At 32.4% G+C, this 20,558-nt stretch carries 23 protein-coding genes and 1 riboswitch; of the genes, 7 read left to right on the top strand and 16 right to left on the bottom strand.

The window, feature by feature from the left end:
* Position 1 precedes the first annotated feature (1 nt).
* Positions 2–358, top strand: a complete 357-nt coding sequence (locus tag Q4487_RS16320) for a hypothetical protein (RefSeq protein WP_100894705.1) — start codon at positions 2–4, stop codon at positions 356–358.
* On the opposite strand, the gene Q4487_RS16315 is transcribed toward Q4487_RS16320, so the two are convergent.
* Positions 345–737 carry an HIT family protein gene (locus Q4487_RS16315; RefSeq protein WP_303545224.1) on the bottom strand — a complete coding sequence of 131 codons (393 nt, stop codon included), beginning with the start codon at positions 735–737 and terminating at the stop codon, positions 345–347. The genes Q4487_RS16320 and Q4487_RS16315 overlap by 14 nt on opposite strands.
* Positions 737–1,213 carry a transcription elongation factor GreA gene (gene greA / locus Q4487_RS16310; RefSeq protein WP_100894703.1) on the bottom strand — a complete coding sequence of 159 codons (477 nt, stop codon included), beginning with the start codon at positions 1,211–1,213 and terminating at the stop codon, positions 737–739. The genes Q4487_RS16315 and greA overlap by 1 nt, the downstream gene beginning before the upstream one ends.
* 111 nt (positions 1,214–1,324) lie before the next feature.
* Between greA and Q4487_RS16305 the strand changes: the two genes are divergently transcribed.
* Positions 1,325–1,768, top strand: coding sequence for a hypothetical protein (locus Q4487_RS16305; RefSeq protein WP_100894702.1), 444 nt, complete (start codon positions 1,325–1,327; stop codon positions 1,766–1,768).
* A gap of 60 nt (positions 1,769–1,828) precedes the next feature.
* Here the strand turns inward: Q4487_RS16305 and Q4487_RS16300 are convergent, their stop codons facing one another.
* From Q4487_RS16300 to Q4487_RS16275, 6 genes are all read right to left on the bottom strand, one after another.
* Entirely contained in the window at positions 1,829–4,054 is a 2,226-nt protein-coding gene (locus Q4487_RS16300) for a TonB-dependent receptor (RefSeq protein WP_303545219.1), read from the bottom strand.
* A 111-nt stretch (positions 4,055–4,165) separates the two neighbouring features.
* Positions 4,166–4,260: riboswitch (TPP riboswitch) on the bottom strand.
* 201 nt (positions 4,261–4,461) lie between these two features.
* Complete coding sequence (locus Q4487_RS16295) at positions 4,462–6,000, bottom strand: DUF4301 family protein (protein ID WP_303545216.1); 1,539 nt, start codon at positions 5,998–6,000, stop codon at positions 4,462–4,464.
* Positions 5,997–6,563, bottom strand: a complete 567-nt coding sequence (locus tag Q4487_RS16290; protein WP_303545213.1) for an ATP-binding protein — start codon at positions 6,561–6,563, stop codon at positions 5,997–5,999. The genes Q4487_RS16295 and Q4487_RS16290 overlap by 4 nt, the downstream gene beginning before the upstream one ends.
* Entirely contained in the window at positions 6,518–7,156 is a 639-nt protein-coding gene (pnuC, locus tag Q4487_RS16285) for a nicotinamide riboside transporter PnuC (protein ID WP_303545210.1), read from the bottom strand. Before pnuC ends, Q4487_RS16290 begins: the two co-directional genes overlap by 46 nt.
* Entirely contained in the window at positions 7,140–7,400 is a 261-nt protein-coding gene (locus Q4487_RS16280; protein ID WP_303545207.1) for a thiamine-binding protein, read from the bottom strand. The genes pnuC and Q4487_RS16280 overlap by 17 nt, the downstream gene beginning before the upstream one ends.
* A gap of 29 nt (positions 7,401–7,429) precedes the next feature.
* Positions 7,430–8,065, bottom strand: coding sequence for a 4'-phosphopantetheinyl transferase superfamily protein (locus tag Q4487_RS16275; protein WP_303545204.1), 636 nt, complete (start codon positions 8,063–8,065; stop codon positions 7,430–7,432).
* 130 nt (positions 8,066–8,195) lie between these two features.
* Between Q4487_RS16275 and ahcY the strand changes: the two genes are divergently transcribed.
* Positions 8,196–9,512, top strand: a complete 1,317-nt coding sequence (gene ahcY / locus Q4487_RS16270; protein WP_100894695.1) for an adenosylhomocysteinase — start codon at positions 8,196–8,198, stop codon at positions 9,510–9,512.
* Positions 9,513–9,611: 99 nt separating this feature from the next.
* Positions 9,612–10,715, top strand: coding sequence for an SDR family oxidoreductase (locus tag Q4487_RS16265; protein ID WP_303545200.1), 1,104 nt, complete (start codon positions 9,612–9,614; stop codon positions 10,713–10,715).
* A 193-nt stretch (positions 10,716–10,908) separates the two neighbouring features.
* Here the strand turns inward: Q4487_RS16265 and rpmA are convergent, their stop codons facing one another.
* Both rpmA and rplU read right to left on the bottom strand, forming a co-directional pair.
* Positions 10,909–11,169 (bottom strand): 50S ribosomal protein L27, encoded by a 261-nt coding sequence (gene rpmA, locus Q4487_RS16260; RefSeq protein ID WP_100894693.1) that lies wholly within the window; start codon positions 11,167–11,169, stop codon positions 10,909–10,911.
* 42 nt (positions 11,170–11,211) lie between these two features.
* Positions 11,212–11,847 carry a 50S ribosomal protein L21 gene (rplU, locus tag Q4487_RS16255; protein ID WP_100894692.1) on the bottom strand — a complete coding sequence of 212 codons (636 nt, stop codon included), beginning with the start codon at positions 11,845–11,847 and terminating at the stop codon, positions 11,212–11,214.
* Positions 11,848–12,137: 290 nt separating this feature from the next.
* Between rplU and Q4487_RS16250 the strand changes: the two genes are divergently transcribed.
* Both Q4487_RS16250 and Q4487_RS16245 read left to right on the top strand, forming a co-directional pair.
* Complete coding sequence (locus tag Q4487_RS16250) at positions 12,138–13,460, top strand: pitrilysin family protein (protein ID WP_303545195.1); 1,323 nt, start codon at positions 12,138–12,140, stop codon at positions 13,458–13,460.
* Positions 13,461–13,464: 4 nt separating this feature from the next.
* The gene (locus Q4487_RS16245; protein ID WP_013620599.1) at positions 13,465–15,522 is read left to right on the top strand and encodes a pitrilysin family protein; all 2,058 of its coding nucleotides are present in this window, start codon (positions 13,465–13,467) and stop codon (positions 15,520–15,522) included.
* A 111-nt stretch (positions 15,523–15,633) separates the two neighbouring features.
* Here the strand turns inward: Q4487_RS16245 and Q4487_RS16240 are convergent, their stop codons facing one another.
* Together Q4487_RS16240 and Q4487_RS16235 are read right to left on the bottom strand one after the other, a co-directional pair.
* On the bottom strand, positions 15,634–15,819 hold the full coding sequence (locus Q4487_RS16240) for a hypothetical protein (RefSeq protein WP_303545192.1): 186 nt from the start codon (positions 15,817–15,819) through the stop codon (positions 15,634–15,636).
* 21 nt (positions 15,820–15,840) lie between these two features.
* Positions 15,841–16,365 carry a hypothetical protein gene (locus Q4487_RS16235; protein ID WP_303545189.1) on the bottom strand — a complete coding sequence of 175 codons (525 nt, stop codon included), beginning with the start codon at positions 16,363–16,365 and terminating at the stop codon, positions 15,841–15,843.
* 198 nt (positions 16,366–16,563) lie between these two features.
* Here Q4487_RS16235 and Q4487_RS16230 point away from each other — a divergent pair, with 198 nt between their 5' ends.
* Positions 16,564–16,953 carry a heavy-metal-associated domain-containing protein gene (locus tag Q4487_RS16230; protein ID WP_303545186.1) on the top strand — a complete coding sequence of 130 codons (390 nt, stop codon included), beginning with the start codon at positions 16,564–16,566 and terminating at the stop codon, positions 16,951–16,953.
* 91 nt (positions 16,954–17,044) lie between these two features.
* Here the strand turns inward: Q4487_RS16230 and gldD are convergent, their stop codons facing one another.
* The 4 genes from gldD to mutY are packed head-to-tail and all read right to left on the bottom strand — an operon-like array spanning position 17,045 to position 20,485.
* Entirely contained in the window at positions 17,045–17,602 is a 558-nt protein-coding gene (gene gldD, locus Q4487_RS16225; RefSeq protein ID WP_303545183.1) for a gliding motility lipoprotein GldD, read from the bottom strand.
* On the bottom strand, positions 17,592–18,923 hold the full coding sequence (locus tag Q4487_RS16220) for a gliding motility-associated protein GldE (RefSeq protein ID WP_303545180.1): 1,332 nt from the start codon (positions 18,921–18,923) through the stop codon (positions 17,592–17,594). The genes gldD and Q4487_RS16220 overlap by 11 nt, the downstream gene beginning before the upstream one ends.
* 19 nt (positions 18,924–18,942) lie before the next feature.
* Entirely contained in the window at positions 18,943–19,425 is a 483-nt protein-coding gene (locus Q4487_RS16215) for a single-stranded DNA-binding protein (RefSeq protein ID WP_100894685.1), read from the bottom strand.
* A 34-nt stretch (positions 19,426–19,459) separates the two neighbouring features.
* A complete protein-coding gene (gene mutY / locus Q4487_RS16210) occupies positions 19,460–20,485 on the bottom strand; it encodes an A/G-specific adenine glycosylase (protein ID WP_303545174.1) in 1,026 nt (341 codons plus the stop codon).
* Positions 20,486–20,558 lie beyond the last annotated feature (73 nt).

Here is a 20,558-nt window from a genome sequence, read left to right as displayed (position 1 = left end):
TATGTCTAAGGAGAAATTAGTAGTACTTAAAGAGGCTAATATAAAAAATAACTGCCCAGAATGTTTTCATAACGAGCTGACGGTTACTTTTTATCAAAAGCAAAAATTTGGGAAATTTATACACAAAACCACCAATGAGGTTACTAATGATATCAAATGCCAAAGATGCCACTCTACTATATATCCTGTAAACTGGACAGACGATATAGAGCGCTCTTTTAACTATTACCAAAAATTAGCTATACCACAAAAAACAAGTGTAAAATTCACCTCTTTATTTTACATTGTTATGCTTATACTAACAGCTGTAGTAGCTGCAGCGGTGTATGTTTTTACACAGAAAATTATTGAATTTTAGCAGCTATTGCTGCAGCTAGTAATTTAAACTCTTCTTTAGTAACTTCCTCCTTCTTTTTAAAGGAAGCATCTGCCATAGAATTTAATGGTATTAAATGCACGTGCACGTGAGGCACTTCTAAACCTATTACAGACATACCAACACGGTTACAAGGAATAACAGCTTCTATAGCTTTACCTACTTTTCTAGAAAAAGCCATTAAACCCATATAGGTTTCTTCATCTAAATCTAGAATTTTATCTACCTCTAGCTTAGGCACACAAAGTGTATGCCCTTTTGCATTTGGACTAATATCTAAAAAAGCAAAATAATTAGCATCCTCTGCTACTTTATAGCAAGGTATTTCGCCATTTATTATTTTGGTAAAAATAGATGCCATTACGCTCTGGTTATTTCTAAAATTGTAAGTTTAATTTTTCCGTTTGGCACAGCAATTTCTGCCTCATCACCAACACTTTTACCTAGCAAACCTTTACCTATTGGAGAGTTTACAGATATTTTTCCTGTTTTTAAATCGGCCTCACTTTCTGCAACTAAAGTATATTTCATTTCCATACCGTTAGATTGATTTTTCAATTTAACCGTAGATAAAACTAACACCTTAGATGTATCTAACTGAGACTCATCAATAATTCTGGCTCCAGAAACAATTTCTTCTAACTTAGAAATTTTAAGCTCTAACAATCCTTGTGCTTCTTTAGCTGCATCATACTCAGCATTTTCAGATAAATCTCCTTTATCTCTTGCTTCTGCAATTGCCTGTGACGCTTTTGGGCGCTCTATATCTTTAAGCTGATTAAGCTCGTCTTTTAACTTTTTTAAACCTTCTGCGGTATAATAAGATACGTTACTCATAACATTATCGTTTTATAAATAAGAAAATCCTCTTATTTCTAGAGGATTTTATACAAATATACATAATTTTTGTTCACATTTGCTGTTGTATTAGTACTAAGAGAATATATTATGAGATCACTTTTTTCACTTTTTGCAGTTTTACTTTTATTTGCCTGCGATAGCGGTAGAACCAATAGAAACCCTTATTTACAAGAGATAGGTTTTAGAATAGATTTAAACTTAAACTTACCATCATACAGTGCTTTAAAAAATACAGGAAGTGGTGTATACGTAGGCAGTCAAGGTGTTGGCACCAAGGGTATATTTGTAATAAACACAGGTTTTGATAATTTTATGGCTTTTGAAGCTAGTTGTCCCAACCACGAACCTAGTGCTTGCTCTACAATGATTTTAGATGCTGATAAACAAAATGTTACTTGCTCTTGCGAAGACTATAAATATAATTTATTTACAGGTCAGTTTTTAAATAGACCAGAAGGCGATACAAGATACCACGATATGCTTTTTTATAGCTCGTCTATTAACGGAAATATTGTCACCGTTAGAAATTAAAAAAAGGGCAAACCTAAAATAAGGCTCACCCCTTTATAAACATGGTTAGTGTTCAAAATTTTAAAAGTTAAATGTAGCTCCTAACAAAAAGTTAGTTCCTGCTTGCGGGTAATAACCTTGTACTTCAAAAGTAGTGCCAGGAGTTTTCCAATTGTTTAAATAAGTGTATCCGTTAGATACATATTTTTCATTAAAAACATTATTTACTAGCCCGCTTAACACAATAGATTTAAATATTTTATTAAATTTTATCTCGTAAGCCACATTAAAATCATTTACAAAATAGCTATCTAGTTTAGATTTTGCTGTGTCTGTGTTACTTAAGTATTGTTCGCCCACAAATTTAGATAAAAAAGATAATTTTATGTTCTCTTTTGGCGAATATGTAAAAATATTTCCTGCTACAACACTAGGAGAATATGCAATATTTGTATCTCCTAAGTCTTGTACCCCACCATCTCTATCTGTAAAAAAATCTTTATTTTTATTACTACTTAAAGAAATGTTTGGCCTGGCAGAAAACTGCTCATTGATAACAATATTTGCATCTACCTCTATACCAAAACGGTAACTATCTCCAATATTTTCTCTAAGAGGAGCTCCTACATCATTTAACTCACCTGTAACAACCAACTGATCTTTATAACCCATATAATACAAGTTTGTATTTACCTGTACAGCAGAAGTTACATAGCGCCAACCTAATTCATAATCGTTTAATTTTTCTGGTTTAGGACTACCGCTTTCATAATCATTTCTGTTAGGCTCTCTGTTTGCCACAGCATAAGAAGCATAAAAGTTATTATTTTTATTTAAGTTAAAAGTTACACCTGCCTTTGGATTTATAAAGTTAAACCTATCATTTACCAAACCTGTATCTTCTCCGTTAGCCTTATAACCAACGCTTCTGTATTGTACATCTCCAAAAAGGCTCCATTTTTCATCTACTTCATAATTTAATTTAGTGTAGATATTAAAGTCGGTCTTAGTAGAGTTATCATCATAATAACGGTCTTCATAACTACTATTAACTGCAAATTGTTGTGCCCAAATTACTTCTCCAAAATGGTCTCCTTTATATTTGCTGTAACCACCACCAACAATAAAGTTTACAGCATTTTCTTTATAGTTAGCAGAAAAAGTAGTTCCATAAAAATCATTATCCAACCACCTTCTTCTAATTAAATCTGTAACACCTGTTCCGTTAAAACCAGCCACAATGCCGCTATAATCTGCAGGGTCTTCATCTTCCTTGTATTGCTCAAAAAAACCACGTCCTTTTGTATAGTGTACCGCTAGGTTAGTAGACCAAGTATCAGAAATTTGTTCGTTCCAAAGTAGTTGAAAATGATCTTGCTTGTAATCATCATTTTCATTTTCATAAAATTGAGTAACTCCATTTTCATCTTGGTATGCACCAACCGGGTTGTATGTTCTGTCTTCTTTTAATGTTTTTCTATCTATACCGTCCCAAGATTGATACGTTACTTGTTTACCTCCAAAAAGCAATGCCTTAATTAAAGTATTGTCATCTACATAAGCGGCTTGTAAAAAGTACGATTCTAAGTTAGATGAAGCCCTGTCTACATAACCATCTGAAGCTACCCTAGATAATCTACCAGAAATTTCAATATGGTTATTTAACAAACCAGTACTAAACTTTATGTTGTTTTTTAAAGTATTAAAACTACCAATTGATGTAGAAACCTGCCCGTAAGCATCTTCAGAAACGGCATCTGTTAAAATGTTTAAACTAGCTCCAAAAGCACCAGAACCGTTTGTAGATGTACCCACACCTCTTTGCAGCTGTAAATTCTCTGTAGAAGAAGCAAAATCTGGCATATTTACCCAAAAAGTACCGTGAGACTCAGAGTCGTTATAAGGTATACCATTTATGGTAATATTTACACGCGTAGCATCTGTACCACGAACCCTAATTCCTGTGTAACCAACACCAGCACCTGCATCTGAAGTGGTTACTACTGCTGGCAAAAAGTTCATTAAAATTGGAATATCCTGACCAAGGTTACGCGACTTAAATTGTTCTTTTGTTAAATTTGTAAATGTAACAGGAGATTGTGTTGTAACACGTATTCCTGACACCAAAACCTCATCTAAAATCACTTTTTTACCTTCTAAAGTGTCTATTTCCTTTTCTTGAGCTAAACCAGAAAAAGCTAAACCAAAAAAAGCAAAAGTTGCGCCTAAAGTTTTTAAGCTAGGTTGCCTATTGTTACTGCTATTTTTGCGTGCAGTAGCATTAAATTTAAAACAGTTTGTTTTCATTCGTAATAGTATTACAAATAAAAGGGGCTGTTATTTTTATTAAATTATATTGATTTTTAAGAGTGGCAAACTCTATTTGTTACTTGCCTTTAAACCTAGCTAACACTAATATTTTGTATTGCTATTACTTCCCTTAGCAGCATTATCTGCTCAGGTTCGTTGGGTATAATCTCAGCCTACATAAATAAGCACCCCTTTGAGATAAGAGCAAATGTATGGCACACTTTCTTGTAATCATAAAAAAAAGTTAATTTTATTAACCTCTGCAACTAAACCTATATTATGAAATTGGGAGTATTTACAGCTAGTTTAAACACATACAACAGCATAATACTAAGACATTTTACACAAAACCCATATTTTCCTGTATTTGTTAATAAAATTAATAAATATAGGAAAACATATAACTATTTAGGTTGGTGAGCAGATTTAAGTAAATCGTTTACTGTTTTTACCGGATTAAAAGTAATACTTGGCACCTCTACAAAAATTGTGTTCCAATATGCCATTGCTCCGTTCCAAAGACCAGGCAACTCTAAGGCCTTTACAGGCCTTCCTTCTTTTGTCTTTTCTGTAATAAATCCTTGCTTTTCATTTACAAAGTCTAACAAATTATATTTTTCTCCTTTGTAATTTTTAACACCACAAACTAAATCTACAGGATTAAAATGTGTTGCATTTTGCAATATTTTGGCTTGGTTGTAATTAGAAGTGTCTATCTGTGCAGATTCAACTATTTGCAAAGACACGTTTTCTTGATAATCTTTAATCCAAAAAGGTCCGCCTCCTGGATCACCTAGATTTTTAACCATACCACAAACCCTTATTGGCCTATTTATATAATCTTTTAAAAGTGCTATTTGATCTTTTTTTCCTAAATGAATAAAACCATTTTTGAACCTGACATTTAGCTCTTCCTTTAAAAATAATCTAATTTCATTAATTAACTCGTCATCAATATCATTATTATCCAAAATTGATGCATATTTAAAAGCTTTGTTCTGTACTTTTAATAAAAAACCTGCTAACATTTTTTTGCTGTTAGCTATCGTTTCTAAATGCTCCTCAACAACTATATTATCTATATTTTTAATAAAAATAACATCTGCTGTTTTATCGTTTAAGTTTTCTATTAAGGCTCCGTGTCCTCCGGGTCTAAATAACAAACTTCCGTTTTTAAGCCTAAAAGGCTTGTTACTCATATCTACAGCAATAGTATCTGTTTCTTTTTTCTGAAAAGAATAGTCCACACTAAAGCTAACTCCTGTTTCTTTATTCACTTTACCCAAGACTTGCTCTTCCTTATCTAAAAACATTTGTTGGTGTTGTTCAGATATTGTAAAGTGTAGTTTTGCTTTATTATCCGTAGCAGCGTATAAAGCGGCTTCTCTCAAATGCTCATAAAAAGGAGTCACAATTTGGTCTTTATAGTTATGAAAAGGCAATAAACCTTTAGGATAAAAACCATAATTTAATTTTTCATCAGAAAGCAACTCACTTACAAAAGCATAAACCTCCTCACCTGTAGAAGAAAAATTAGACCCTATACGCTGTTTTACATCATCATAAAAAGGGAAACTCTTTAACCCTTCTGTAAAAGCCTTAACAGCACCATCTTCTGATGTATTTATATACTCTTGTAATGATTGTTTTTTAGGGGTATATACTTCTAAAAAAGCAAACAAAGCCTTAAACATACGTGTTGCCGCACCAGAGGCAGGCGTAAATTTCAGCAATTCTTTAGCTTTACGTTCTTTTTCAAATAAAGAAATTAATTGCTGCTCTTCATCTGTTGTAAATTTTAAGATACCATCACCCACAACGGCTGCTTTAGATAAATTTACAAAAGGTATCCCCTCTTTAAAAGTTTCTATTTGACCTAAAACCTTTTCGTTGGTAATTCCTTTTGCTGCAAATTGCTGTAAATCTATATCTGTAAAATTCATCTATTTTTTAATATTTTGTCTATTGCTGCTACTGCTGTAGCTAGTCTTTCTGCCTTACCGCCCCTTAAAGTAATAAAATTCCTGTTATACTTTAGCAATGTTTGCTCAAAAAAATTAAACATTTCTTGGCGCTCTCCTGGCTTATCCCTTAAATCATCTGCCTCCCAAGGAACGTCTATATACGTTAAAAAGTATAAATCGTACGTATTTTCTAAGGCGTATTTTTCTAAAACAGGATCACAAGTGCCAATGTAATAGGCTTCTGAGTATACTTTTGTTTCTAACAAATCTGTATCACAAATAAGAACACCTGTTGCTTTTTCAGCTAGGCTGTTCTCAATTCTCATTTGTCCTTCTGCAATTGGCAAAAGGTCTTTGGGTTCACAGGTTTTACGTTCGTTGTTCCATTTATCTTGCAAATACTCCCTAGCATACTCTGGGACCCAAACAGAATGGTAATGCCTTGCTAATTGTTCTGACAGCGTTGTTTTACCAGTAGACTCTGGCCCAAACAAAACTACTTTAATAACGTCTTTGGGCTTTTGCCTATACTTTTCTTCCATGCTAAATATCCTAAAATTGCTACTCCTGTAAAAACAAAATATTGTAAGGCCGTAAAAACAAGCCCTTTATAAAGATACAATGGAACAGAAATTATATCTCCTATAATCCAATATATCCAGTTTTCTATCTTCTTTTTTGCCATTAACCACATACCCACAAAGAAAATTGCTGTAGTAAATGTGTCTACATAAGCGGTCCAGCTATTAAATTTATCAAAAAATAAATAAATTAAGGCTACAAACACAACAGTAAATACAAATAAAAATACGGACCATTTTTTATCTTTAACTGTAATTGTGGTTATTGGTATAAAATGATTAGCATCTACTTTTCTTGTCCAAATGTACCAACCATAGATACTCATAGAAAAATAATATGCATTTATCATCATATCACCCAACAGTCCATACACTAGTAATATATACACAAAAATAGCGGTGCTAATAATACCTGTTGGAAAAACCAATATGTTTTCTCTTTTAGAGTAAATAACACTTAGCAACCCAAACAAAACACCAATAGATTCTAAAACTATTAAATGTGTTGGCACGCCATTATACTGCGCAAAAATCCAATCAAAAATGTGGCTCATAATCGCTTCTGTCAGATTTTACAATTTTCATAAAAAGCAATCCTTTATCCATTAAATCAAATGCTTCTTTAATTTCTGTGTTTAAAACCTGCATTACCTCATCATAATCTCCATAAACTTGGGTACTTAATGGGTTTTCTAAAATTGTTAATTCAGATGCTCTTAGTTTTTTAATAAAATTAATTATATGCTCTTCAAACGTATCTTGAAGCGGTGAAAATGTAAGTTCTACAGAAATATTCATTGTAAATTATTAGTAATAAATTAGTAAGCCTATGTTGTTTTTAATGCATAAACACAAGTAAAACCCTCAAATTCTAAAAAAGCTACATTGTAAAATGAAGATGCTCCTTGGTATAAAATCTCTGCTGTTGTTTGCTCATCTGCAAACGTAAAATCTTTTACATTTATATGATGTAAAAAACTTAATCCTTTTTGTGCATAAATTTTATAAAGCGATTCTTTTGCTCCCCAAACTACAGTTAACTTTTGCAGTAAAGCAGATACATTGGCTATGGTTTTATATTCTTCAATTGGAGTAAATTTATGCGCTATTTTTAAAATTTTATCACGCTGCATTTCTATATCAATACCAACCTCTTCTACCTCACTAATAATAATGCCTGTAAAGTGATGAGAATGTGTTATTGATATAAAATTACCGTCTTTTAGATGTGGTTTTCCTACCTCATCATATCTCAAATCAAAATCTGTATAACCAGCTTGTTTAAGCAAATGCCTAATACTTAAAAAACCTTTTCTATGCATATCAGATTTCATTCCACTTAATCTATTTTGACAATGATCTGTAAGTGCAATTGGATCAGCTAATTCCGCCTCAGACTCTTCTATTTTCCAAATGTAGAGTTTTGTGGTATTGTTTACTGTTATAGTTTTGTAAAGAGGCATAGCATTATTTAAGATATTAGTATCTTTGCACTGCTTAAGGCAAATGAAATAGTATTGGTAAGCGAATTTAACTATTTAAAACGCTACGCCAAAGTGTTTCTTTTTATTAAAAATACGAAAAAAAGAAAAAATGAGCTCAAATACAGTTGCTTACGTACCAAATAAGGTAAAAGATATTTCTCTAGCAGATTGGGGAAGAAAAGAAATTGAATTAGCTGAAGCAGAAATGCCAGGTTTAATGTCTTTAAGAGAAGAGTACAAAGATTCTCAGCCTCTTAAAGGTGCTAGAATTGCAGGTTGCTTGCATATGACAATACAAACTGCCGTTTTAATAGAAACTTTACAAGCTTTAGGAGCAGAGGTTACTTGGAGTTCATGTAACATTTTTTCTACTCAAGACCAAGCTGCCGCTGCAATTGCTGCTGCAGGAACTGCTGTTTATGCTTGGAAAGATATGACAGAAGAAGAGTTTGACTGGTGTATAGAACAAACTTTATTTTTTGGCGAAGATCGCAAGCCTTTAAATATGATATTGGATGATGGTGGAGATTTAACTAATATGGTTTTAGATAAATATCCAGAGTTAGCAGAAGGAATTAATGGTTTATCTGAAGAAACTACAACTGGTGTACACAGACTTTACGAGCGTGTTAAAAATGGTACATTACCAATGCCTGCAATTAACGTAAATGATTCTGTTACTAAATCTAAATTTGATAACAAATACGGTTGTAAAGAATCTGCTGTAGATGCTATACGTAGAGCTACAGATGTTATGTTAGCTGGTAAGCGTGTTGTTGTTTGTGGTTATGGTGATGTTGGTAAAGGTACTGCTGCCTCTTTTAAAGGCGCAGGCTCTATAGTAACAGTTACAGAAATTGATCCAATTTGTGCATTACAAGCTGCAATGGACGGTTTTGAAGTAAAAAGACTAGAGACTGTTGTTGGTAATGCTGACATTATTATTACAACAACTGGTAACAAAGATATTGTACGTGCTGAGCATTTTGAGGCTATGAAAGACAAAACTATTGTTTGTAACATTGGTCACTTTGATAACGAAATCCAAGTTGGATGGCTAAACGAGAAGCACGGTGATACCAAAAACACAATTAAGCCACAGGTTGATAAATACACTATAAACGGTAAAGACATTATTCTTTTAGCAGAAGGTCGTTTGGTAAACTTAGGTTGCGCTACAGGACATCCTAGTTTTGTAATGAGTAACTCTTTTACAAACCAAACTTTAGCTCAAATAGAACTTTGGAACAACAAAGAAGCATACGGAAACGATGTTTATATGCTACCAAAAGCTTTAGACGAAAAAGTAGCCAAATTACACTTAGCTAAAATTGGCGTTGAACTTACTGAGTTAAAAGAAGATCAGGCTAGTTATATTGGTGTAACAGTAGAAGGCCCATACAAGCCAGAACATTACAGATACTAATTTTTTAGCACTATAAAATAACTTAGCTCTTTTCCTATATATAAATCTATTTGGAAAAGAGCTTTTTTATACACAAACCTTACTTACACAATAACAGTAATGAATATTATCTTAACAGGAGCAACAGGTACCTTAGGCTCTAAAGTTTTACACACTCTTTTTGAAACAAAATACAACCAAATTAATAAGGTGTATCTATTGGTTCGTAAAAAAGGTTTAACCGCTCCATTAGAAAGAGTAACTAATATGCTAAAGAGCGAATATGCTCCACAGTTTATAAAAGATAATTTAGAAGCTGTTGTCTCTAAAATTAAGGTTATTGACGCATCAGACATTTTAAAACCAAATACCTATTTAAACCAACAAGAAAAGTATTTTTTTATACACTCCGCTGGCTTTGTAAACTTATCTGTAGACCCTGCGAATAAAGATGAAATTTTTGAAGAAAATTTTAACTTTACCAAGTCTATTTACAACGCATATTTACCATACTTAAAAAAATTTATATACATAAGTACCGCTTTTTCTATTGGTGATTTAGGTGGAATTATAGGTGATGATTATATAAAAATTGAAGGCGGAACCTACCGTAATTTCTACGAAGCTTCTAAACACGCATCAGAAAAATTTTTAACTGAAGCAAGCAAAAAAAACAGCATACCATTACAAATACTAAGACCCAGTGTTCTAGGCGGTAATGCTATAGACAATCCAAGCTACTTCATCTCTAAGTATATGGTGTTTTACCTATTTGCTAAGTTCTTTTACAACACCCCATCAAAGGAGCACATAAGAATTACTGCAAATGCAGATAGCGGACTTAACATTATACCTACAGATTACGCCGCCAAAGTTATTGTGAAGGTTTTTGACACTGATGTAAAACAATTAAATATTGTACACAACAAAGCAACTAACATTAGCAACGGTATTTCTAAAATTTTAGATACGGTAGATTTTACCTCGTACAATATTACACAAGATATTATTACCAAAGCAGCAGGTTTTGAATCTAAATTAGAACAATTTTACTACGAGACTATTGGCGTACACTTAAACCCCTATTTAACGTCTAAACCATATGAATGGGACACATCTTTACTAGAAAGTATTTTACCCATACCTAAATACGACTTAGAGCAATACCTAGCAAATACAGTAGAGTTTGCAAAGCTTAAAAATTTTAGAAACCAGAAATGGTAGTATAACCACACTTAAATTTAAAAAGGGGTAACATTTTATGTTACCCCTTTTTTATTCTTATTTAATATAAAAAACTACTCACCGCTTAAGCTTAATTAAACTTAAAGCACGCAAAAAATCTAATAAATATTAAAAACACAAAAAGCCCTTCCTTTGTAAGGAAGAGCTATTTATAGAATTTTAAGCTAGTTTCTTAAGCTTCAAACGCCTCTACAGAGACATAAGACTTACCACCTGCTTTTTTCTGAAACTTTACAATACCATCTACTTTGGCATGTAAAGTATGGTCTTTACCAGCATAAACATTATCTCCTGGATTATGCTTAGTACCACGCTGTCTTACAAGAATATTTCCTGCGATAGCTGCTTGACCACCAAAAATTTTAACTCCTAAACGTTTCGATTCTGATTCTCTACCGTTTTTCGAACTACCAACACCTTTCTTATGTGCCATAATTTCTAGGTTTTATTTTGTTATACTTAAATGATAATGCAATTATGCTTTACCACCGTCTAATTCATCTTGCCATTTCTTTAACTCATCCCATTTACCGTCAGCAGCTAATTTAGCTTGTGCTGGCCATGTATCAGTTACGTGGTTACCACGAACGTCTGCAATGATTTCAGAAATTTTAGCAGCATCAGTTTTTGCTAATTCAGCAAAAGTTGATATTCCTGCCGCAGCTAATGTTTCTGCAATTTTAGGTCCAATTCCTTCAACCTTTTTCAAATCGTCTGCTTTTGCAGATTTCTTTGGTGCAGCTTTTTTAGCTTCTGCTTTAGGAGCAGCTTCTTTCTTTGGTGCAGCTTTCTTTGCACCAGAGGCTAAAATGTTTTCAATAACAATCTCCGTTAAATACTGACGGTGACCATTTTTCACTTTATACCCTTTACGTCTTTTCTTTTTAAAGACGATAACTTTGTCACCTTTAAGGTGCTTCACGACTTTTGCCTCAACAGCGGCTCCGTCTATAGCTGGGGCGCCAATAGTAATGTCCTTTCCATTCTCTAACAAAAGAACGTTATCAAAAGTTACCTTTTGACCTTCTTCAGTTTGTAAACGGTGAACATACACTTTTTGATCTTTCGCAACTTTAAATTGCTGCCCTGCTATCTCTACAATTGCATACATAGCTTGTGTATTAATTAATTATGTTTAATTTAATGAACTTGCCTACCTAAATAAGCGGATGCAAATATACTGCTAATTCCTTAACTTACAAGCTATTTTATAAAAAAAAGACAGCACACTATTAACCTCTAATAATCTCCGTATTTTAAAACTGTTTTTTGCATCTTTTGAAGGCTTTAAAACCAAATGTTGAAAGTATTTTCTTCTTTTTTTCTATTTTTTTCATCTAAATATGTAACAAATCCAGTAATTTTAGACTTATGATTTAACTAAATAAAACACTATTAAAAATGAAAAGAAATTTATTCCTATCCGCAACTCTTTTCTGTGCAGCGTTTACGATGCAAGCACAGCAAGTTGCTTTTGAAGAATATGATCTTGATAACGGCATGCACGTTATTTTGCATCAAGACAACACAGCTCCTATTGTAACAACTTCTGTTATGTACCACGTAGGTGCCAAAGATGAAAATCCAGAAAAAACAGGTTTTGCACATTTTTTTGAGCATTTACTTTTTGAAGGAACAAAGAACATAGAGCGTGGCAAGTGGTTTGAAATAGTTTCATCTAACGGAGGAACTAACAATGCAAACACAACACAAGACCGTACATACTACTACGAAGTTTTTCCTTCTAACAAATTAGAATTAGGATTATGGCTAGAATCTGAAAGATTAATGCATCCAGTAATTAATCAAATAGGTGTAGATACACAAAAAGAGGTTGTACAAGAAGAAAAGCGTATGCGTGTAGACAATTCACCTTACGGTAAATTTCAAGAACAAATTGGCATAAACCTATTTAAAAATCACCCTTACAAATGGCAAACTATTGGATCTTTAGAGCACTTAGCCAACGCTACATTAGAAGATTTTAAAGATTTTAATAAAATTTACTACGTACCTAACAATGCTGTTTTAGTAGTAGCAGGTGATTTTGAAGTTGCTAGTACTAAAAAAATGATTCAAGATTATTTTGGACCTATTCCAAGAGGTAAAGAAATAAAAAGGAATAAGTTTACAGAGGAGCCTATTACAAAGACTATTAAGGCTACTTACAACGATCCAAACATACAAATTCCTGCAATCTTTACTGCTTACAGAACCCCTGCTAACACAGAAAAAGATGCATACGTATTAGATATGATATCTACATACCTAACTAGCGGAAAAAGCTCTAAACTATACAAGAGCTTGGTAGATGACAAAAAAATGGCGTTACAAGTTTTTGCTTTTAACAATTCTCAAGAAGATTATGGCTCTTACATAATAGGTGCTCTACCTTTAGGAAAAACCTCTTTAAATGATTTAATTGTTGAGTTTGATAAAGAAATTGCAAAATTACAAACCGAATTAATTTCTGAGAAAGATTACCAAAAACTACAAAACAAGTTTGAAAATAACTTTGTTAACTCTAACAGCGGCGTAGAAGGTATTGCTAACTCTTTAGCAAGAAACTATATGTTATACGGCAACACAAATTTAATTAATACTGAAATAGAAATTTACAAAGCTATTACAAGAGAAGACATTAAAACTGTAGCCAACAAATACCTTAAGCCTAACCAACGCGTAGAATTAGAATATTTACCTGTTGCAAAACCTGAAAACTAAGAAAATGAAAAAAATATATTCTTTATTGGTTATAGCATTAATAGCTTTTAACCTACAAGCACAAGTAGACCGTAGTAAAATGCCAGAGGCTGGTCCACTACCAGAAATAAATTTATCTGAACCACAACGTTTTGAACTTAAAAACGGATTAAAAGTTTTAGTAGTTGAAAACCATAAATTACCAAGAGTATCTATACAATTAATTATAGACAACCCACCTGTTGCAGAAGGTAACAAAGCTGGTGTTAGTTCTTTTGTATCTAGCTTATTAGGCAACGGATCTACATCTATCTCTAAAGATGATTTTAATGAGGAGTTAGACTTTATGGGCGCAAGTATGGCTTTTGGATCTGAAAGTGCTTCTGCATTTGCATTATCTAAATATTTCCCTAGAATTGTAGAGTTATTAGCAGATGCTAGTATTAATCCAAACTTTACACAAGAAGAATTTGACAAGGAAAAAGAAAAGATTTTAACCGGCCTAAAAGCAGATGAAAAAAATGTATCTAATATTGCTAGTAAAGTACAAAGTACTTTAGCTTACGGACAAAAACACCCGTATGGAGAGCAAGTAACAGAAGAGACAATTAATAATATTTCTTTGCAAGATGTAAAGCAGTTTTATAACGACTATTTTGTACCCGCCAATGCATATATGGTTATAATTGGTGATGTAGAATACAAAGAGGCTAAAAAATTAGTAAAAGAAAACTTTGTTGCCTGGACAAAAGCAACTCCTCCTTCTTTTTCTTTAGCTACACCTAAAGATGTACAATACACACAAATTAATTTTATAGACGCTCCTAATGCTGTACAGTCTGAGATAGCTGTAGAAAACTTAGTAAATCTTAAAAAGAGTGATCCTGATTACCTTGCTGCCTTGATGGCAAACCGTATATTAGGTGGTGGCGGATCTGCAAGATTATTTTTAAATCTTAGAGAAGATAAAGCTTATACTTACGGATCTTACTCTAGTATTGGAAATGATAAAAATTCTGTATCTAGATTTAGAGCTTACGCAAGTGTACGTAATGCCGTTACTGATAGTGCTGTAGTACAAATTTTATCTGAAATTGATAAAATAGCATCTACTCCAGTTTCTGAAAAAGAGTTAAGCGCAGCTAAAGCAGCTTACATAGGCAACTTTATTATGGCTTTAGAAAAACCTAGCACAATAGCCAACTATGCCCTTAACATAGAAACTGAAGGTCTAGACAAAGACTACTACAAAACTTATTTAGAGAAAGTTAACGCTATAACTATTGCAGATGTAGAGAACGCTGCTAAAAAATACTTTAAATCTTCTAACGCACGTATAGTTGTTACTGGTAAAGGAAGTGACGTTTTAGAAAACCTAGAAAAAGTTACTTTTAAAGGCCAATCTGTACCCGTTAAATATTATGATAGATATGGCAACGCTGTTGAAAAGCCTAAATATGATATTGCTATTCCTGAAGGTGTAGATGCAAACAAAGTATTAGCAGATTATGTAGCTGCAATTGGTGGTAAAGCCAAATTAGAAAGCGTTACATCTAGCTACATACAAGCTAAAGCAACAGTACAAGGACAAGAGTTACTGCTAGAAATGAAAAAAACTACTAGCAACCAATTTATGCAAAATGTTAGCATGATGGGCAACTCCGTAAGCAAACAAGTATTAGATGGCGATAGTGGATTTATGATTGTTCAAGGTCGTAAAATGGATATGCAAGAAGCTCAACTGTCTGCCATTAAAGCAGAATCTGCTCCTTTTCCTGAACTTAATTTCTTAAATGGAGGCGCAACACTAACTGGCATAGAAGATTTTGACGGAACTAAAGCCTATGTTATTAAGTTTACCGACACCAAGTCTGCTGCTTACAATACCAAAACGGGATTAAAAATTGCAGATATTACAACAACCCCACAAGGTAGCGCTACTATTAGTTACACAGATTACAAAGAAGTTTCTGGAATACAATTTCCTTTTGTTTGGAAACAAGCAATGGGACCACAAAAGTTTGACTTTAACGTAACTGAAATAAAAGTTAACGAAGGTGTTACTGCTGAAGATTTTAAGTAAGTAGTTTTAAATTAACGAAAGAACAAAAAAAAGCCCCCTAAAAATTAAATTTTTAGGGGGCTTTTATATTTTTTTAACATGCCAGGATAGTAACACCTTCTGTAAACCTGACTAGTCTTCTTCTTTTTTATTTTTAGATACTACAAAAAACCAATGTAAGTATGCAATAATCATATAACCTGTTACTATAAAGTAAAATTGCCACTCCTCTATTATTTTAGCATAACTTAAATAACACAATATTAACATAGCTATAATCTCAAAATAGAGTAATATTTTGGGCCTTGATTTTTTCATTATATTTTTTTTAAAAAAAACTTATTTTAAACAATTTGGTTTACAATCAGCATTGTTTATCGCACTATTAACAAGAAATATTAACGCAACATATGGATTCCCAACAAACATAGCTGTTGCTTGAATGCTATCTCTCAAGCCCCTTAAATCACATAATTCCATACACCAAAATTTACTCTTACTTGCATTTTGATTTTGCGAATAATCAGCAACCAACTCCATTTCGATTTCTTTCATATTTAGACCAGAATCATAACTATACTCTTTTAAATCTGCTTTTAATTCTGAAGAAAATTGCAAAAAAGATTCTTCAGTACTAAAACCTAGAAACGTGTAAGCTTGTTCTTTTGTTAGTTTATCATTCTTGACATACTCTTTATATTTTTCCAATTCTGTTGAATTGCTAGCCCTATAAAACAAATCTTCAACCTTAAGATTTATTCTCTCTTTTGCTGATAGATTAATATCTACCTGATCTATTTCTTTTTCTTGACAAGAAGAAAAGACTACAAGCAAGACCACCAGACCAAAGTAATAATTTTTCATATAATATATTTTTTTATTAATAACAGTACAAACGTAGGTTTATTTTTATTTAAAAACAAGAATAAACTTACTAATCATTCCTGTATGATTAAATTTAGGCAGTTTTTTTTATGATTTTATTTAGATTAACTACTTCAATTTTAAGAACTAAAAAATTAAAAATTAGTACTTTTGCAACCTACTATAACACCTATTAATATGAAACTTATAAAAAATATTAGCCTAGTTCTTATTGGCTCTTTAACACTACTAGCTTCTTGCAAAGAAAACAAGCAAGAGCCAGAAGTTGTTACAGTTAACAATACGGTTGCTAAAGAACAAACAAAAGTATTTGCTGATAATGCTGAGTTTAGTAAAGCTGAATTTACAATTAAAGGAATGACGTGCCAAATTGGATGCGCCGCTACAATTGAAAAAAAATTAGCTAAAATGGAAGGCGTAAAATCTGCCACTGTTTCTTTTGATAAAGAACTAGCTATTGTAGAATATGATAAAAATTCTGTTTCTACAGAAGATTTAACTAAAACAGTAACATCTGCAGCTTCTGGAGATATTTATACTGTTGAAAATATGCAAGCAGCAGAATAAAGAAAACCACCCTTATAATAATATTTAAAAAAGCCAATATCTACTAGCAGACATTGGCTTTTTTTTTGAATTTGTAAGCTTTAAACACACGTTAATTTTTCCAACGTAATGTTTCCATAATTTTTCTAATATCTTCCTGCAAATAAACAGCAGCAGGCAAAATAGAATCATAATTAGGTTTAACAGAAAAATACAAAGAACCTGTTAAAAAATGCTCCGTACTATCTGTTACATAAAACTGAGATTGTGATGCTGCATCTCCTTTTACATCGTAAAACATACCGTAAACCTTTGCATCTTCATTAACAAAAGGCTGTTCTAATATATTATCTGCTTTTGCCGCATGCTCATAAGAAAGTTTTTGCGCATCAGATAATAATTGGTTTAAATTACCAACTACAGGTTTATAACTTAAAAATATAGACCCATTCATTCTTGGGTACTCTACAGTAACCGCACTCTCATTCTTCTTATTTATTTTTGCTAACGCATTGTAATCAAAAGAATATTTGCTTGCAACAAAATTCACAGTAGTACTGTCCGGATACTCCAACCTTAGCATTGCCTTTGGTTTTGGCAAAGTATCTTCTTTACAACTTACCACCAAAGCACTAAAAATCACTATTAAAAAAATATATTTACGCATCATTTGGCAACATTACTTTTATTTGTTTTAACCTCTTTTTATCTAAACTCTCTACCACAAACTGATAATCTTTAAATAAAACTTTTTCTCCTCGTTTAGGAAAACTGCCCGCTATTTCTAATACAAACCCAGCAATAGTTTCAGACTCTCCCTTTTGCTCTTCAAAAGCATCTTCATCTTCAGTTATACGTGCTACACGATAAAACTCTTTTAAAGTTGTTTTACCATCAAACACAAAGGTTAAGTCATCAATTTTAGAAAACACTAAATCTTCATCATCAAATTCATCACTTATATCACCAACTATCTCTTCAATAATATCTTCTAAAGTAACAATACCAGAAGTACCACCATACTCATCTACAACAACCGCTAAATGGTTTTTCTTTTCTTGAAATTCTTTTAGCAAATCATCTAATTTTTTATTTTCTGGCACAAAATAAGGCTCTCTTAATAAGCTTACCCAGTTAAATGTTTTTCTATCTATATAAGGTAGTAAATCCTTAACATAAAGCACACCTTTTACATTATCTACATTTTCTTCAAAAACCGGAATTCTAGAATATCCTTTCTGCTTAATTTCAGCAACAACTTCTAAAAATTTAAGCTCTGCGTCCAAGGCAAAAATATCTATTCTAGGCCTCATTACTTGCTTAGTATCTGTATTACCAAAAGACACTATACCTTCTAAAATTTTCTGTTCCTCTTTAGTCGTATCATCTTCAGATGTCATTTCTAAAGCTTGCGACAAATGATCTACACTTAAACTAGATTTTTGTTTTCCTAATTTATTATGCAAATACAAGGTTACAGATCTCATTGGCGAGCTTAAAGGTGTAAAAACTACATCTAAAAAACGCAAAGGAAATACCATAAAATAAGAAAACTGAACCCTATTTCTGTTTGCATATACCTTAGGCATAATTTCCCCAAACATTAAAATTAAAAAAGTAGCCAAAACAACTTCTAACAAAAAGCGAACTGAAATAACATCTAAAACCTTATATGTTATGCTAGAAAAAATAACATCTCCAATGGCACTAAATAATAAAACAATGCCAATATTTATTGCATTATTAGCAATTAAAATAGTTGCTAGCAATTTTTTAGGTTTTTGCAATAACTTTATTACAGATTCTCCTTTTGCAGATTTCTCTTCTCCAATAGCATTAATGTCTGTTGCAGACATACCAAAAAATGCAACCTCTGCACCAGAAATTAAGGCAGACAACAGCAATAGTACAACTAGCACAATAAACTTAGTTATTAAGGCGCCATCAAAAACAGTTGCGTTTAGCAGTAAAATAAGGGGGTCAGGGTCCAATAATTATAATTTAGTTGTATTAAAAAGGTAAATCGTCATCTTCTACAGGCTCACTAGGAGCTGCAGTATTTTGTTGCACAGGAGCACTTTGTTGTGGCGCAGCTTGACTTTGCTGTTGCTGAGCTGGTTGTGCAGAATTATTTTGCGCATTATTCATACTCTCTTGCTTAGTAGATAAAAATGTAAAATCTTGCACGTGTACCTCTGTTGCATAACGCGTAGTACCATCTTCTGCTTGCCATTGACGGTTTTTTAATCTTCCCTCAACGTATATTTTATCTCCCTTGCTTAAATACTTTTCGCATATTTCTGCGGCTTTATTACGCACTACAACATTGTGCCAATCTGTATTTGTAACACGCTCTCCTGTTTGCTTATTTGTATAAGACTCATTAGTTGCAATAGGAAATCTTCCTATACAGTTTCCTCCTTCAAAATAGTGCATTTTTACTGCATCTCCTAAATGCCCAATTAGCATCACTTTGTTTAACGTACCACTCATAATTTTGTTATATTAAAATCAAAAATACAAAAATTTACAATGTTTTTATGTAGTCTGCTATTAAAACAGGTACAGGATATTTTTCTAATTCAGAAAAAGGAATTCCTTCTTCTAAAACAGCATCTGTATGAAGCACCCAAAAGTGTGTATGTAAATGCTGATGCGATAGTTTATGCACAATTGCTACCTTATTATATAAGGTAACACTATTTACATCTATTTTAGGCAATACCTTATTATATAACTCTAATATTGCATCCTCATTAACCTCCTCCTCCAACAAAGGAAATTGATATAAATTTTGCCATATTCCTTTTCCTGTACGCTGCTGTAATAAAGTATTGCCTACAGCATCAACCACGACCAAATAATTAAAGTTTCTCTTTTTAACTTTAATCTTTTTTAGTTTAACTGGCAAAGTGGCTATTAAGTTCTTCTCTAATGCAACGCAACTATCATTTAAAGGACATATTTTACAATCTGGATTTTTAGGCACACATTGGATTGCTCCAAATTCCATTATACCTTGATTGTAATCTCTAATATTAGAGGAATGCATTACTTCTGTAGCCAACGTTTTAAAATATTTAACCCCCTCCGTACTATTAATAGGTAAATCTATACCGTAATATCTAGACAAAACTCTGTACACATTACCATCTACAACTGCTTGTTGCTCATTAAAAGAAATAGATGCAATAGCACTGGCAGTATAATCACCCACTCCTTTTAGTTTTACTAACTCCTTATATGTATTAGGAAACTCGCCATTTAAATTATTTACAATGTGTTTTGCCGTAAAATGAAGGTTCCTTGCCCTTGAATAATACCCCAAACCTTGCCATAATTTTAAAACTTTTTCCTCTGAAGCATTAGCTAAATCAAAAATTGTGGGAAAATGTTTTTCAAAACTTAAATAATAAGACGTACCTTGAGCAACTCTTGTTTGTTGAAGCATAATTTCCGAAAGCCATATTTTATAAGGGTTTACAGTGCTTCGCCAAGGTAAAGAGCGTTTATTTAAGGCGTACCAATCAAGAATTTTTTGGGAAAAAGTCATCAAATAAATAATAATAAACAAAAGTACAGGTTTATATACTTAAAATTAAGTCTATTAACGTAAAAGAATAAAT

Origin of the sequence: Cellulophaga sp. 3_MG-2023, assembly GCF_030546975.1 — a bacterium.
Classification (GTDB): domain Bacteria; phylum Bacteroidota; class Bacteroidia; order Flavobacteriales; family Flavobacteriaceae; genus Cellulophaga.
This window is presented reverse-complemented; position numbering and strand designations above follow the sequence as displayed.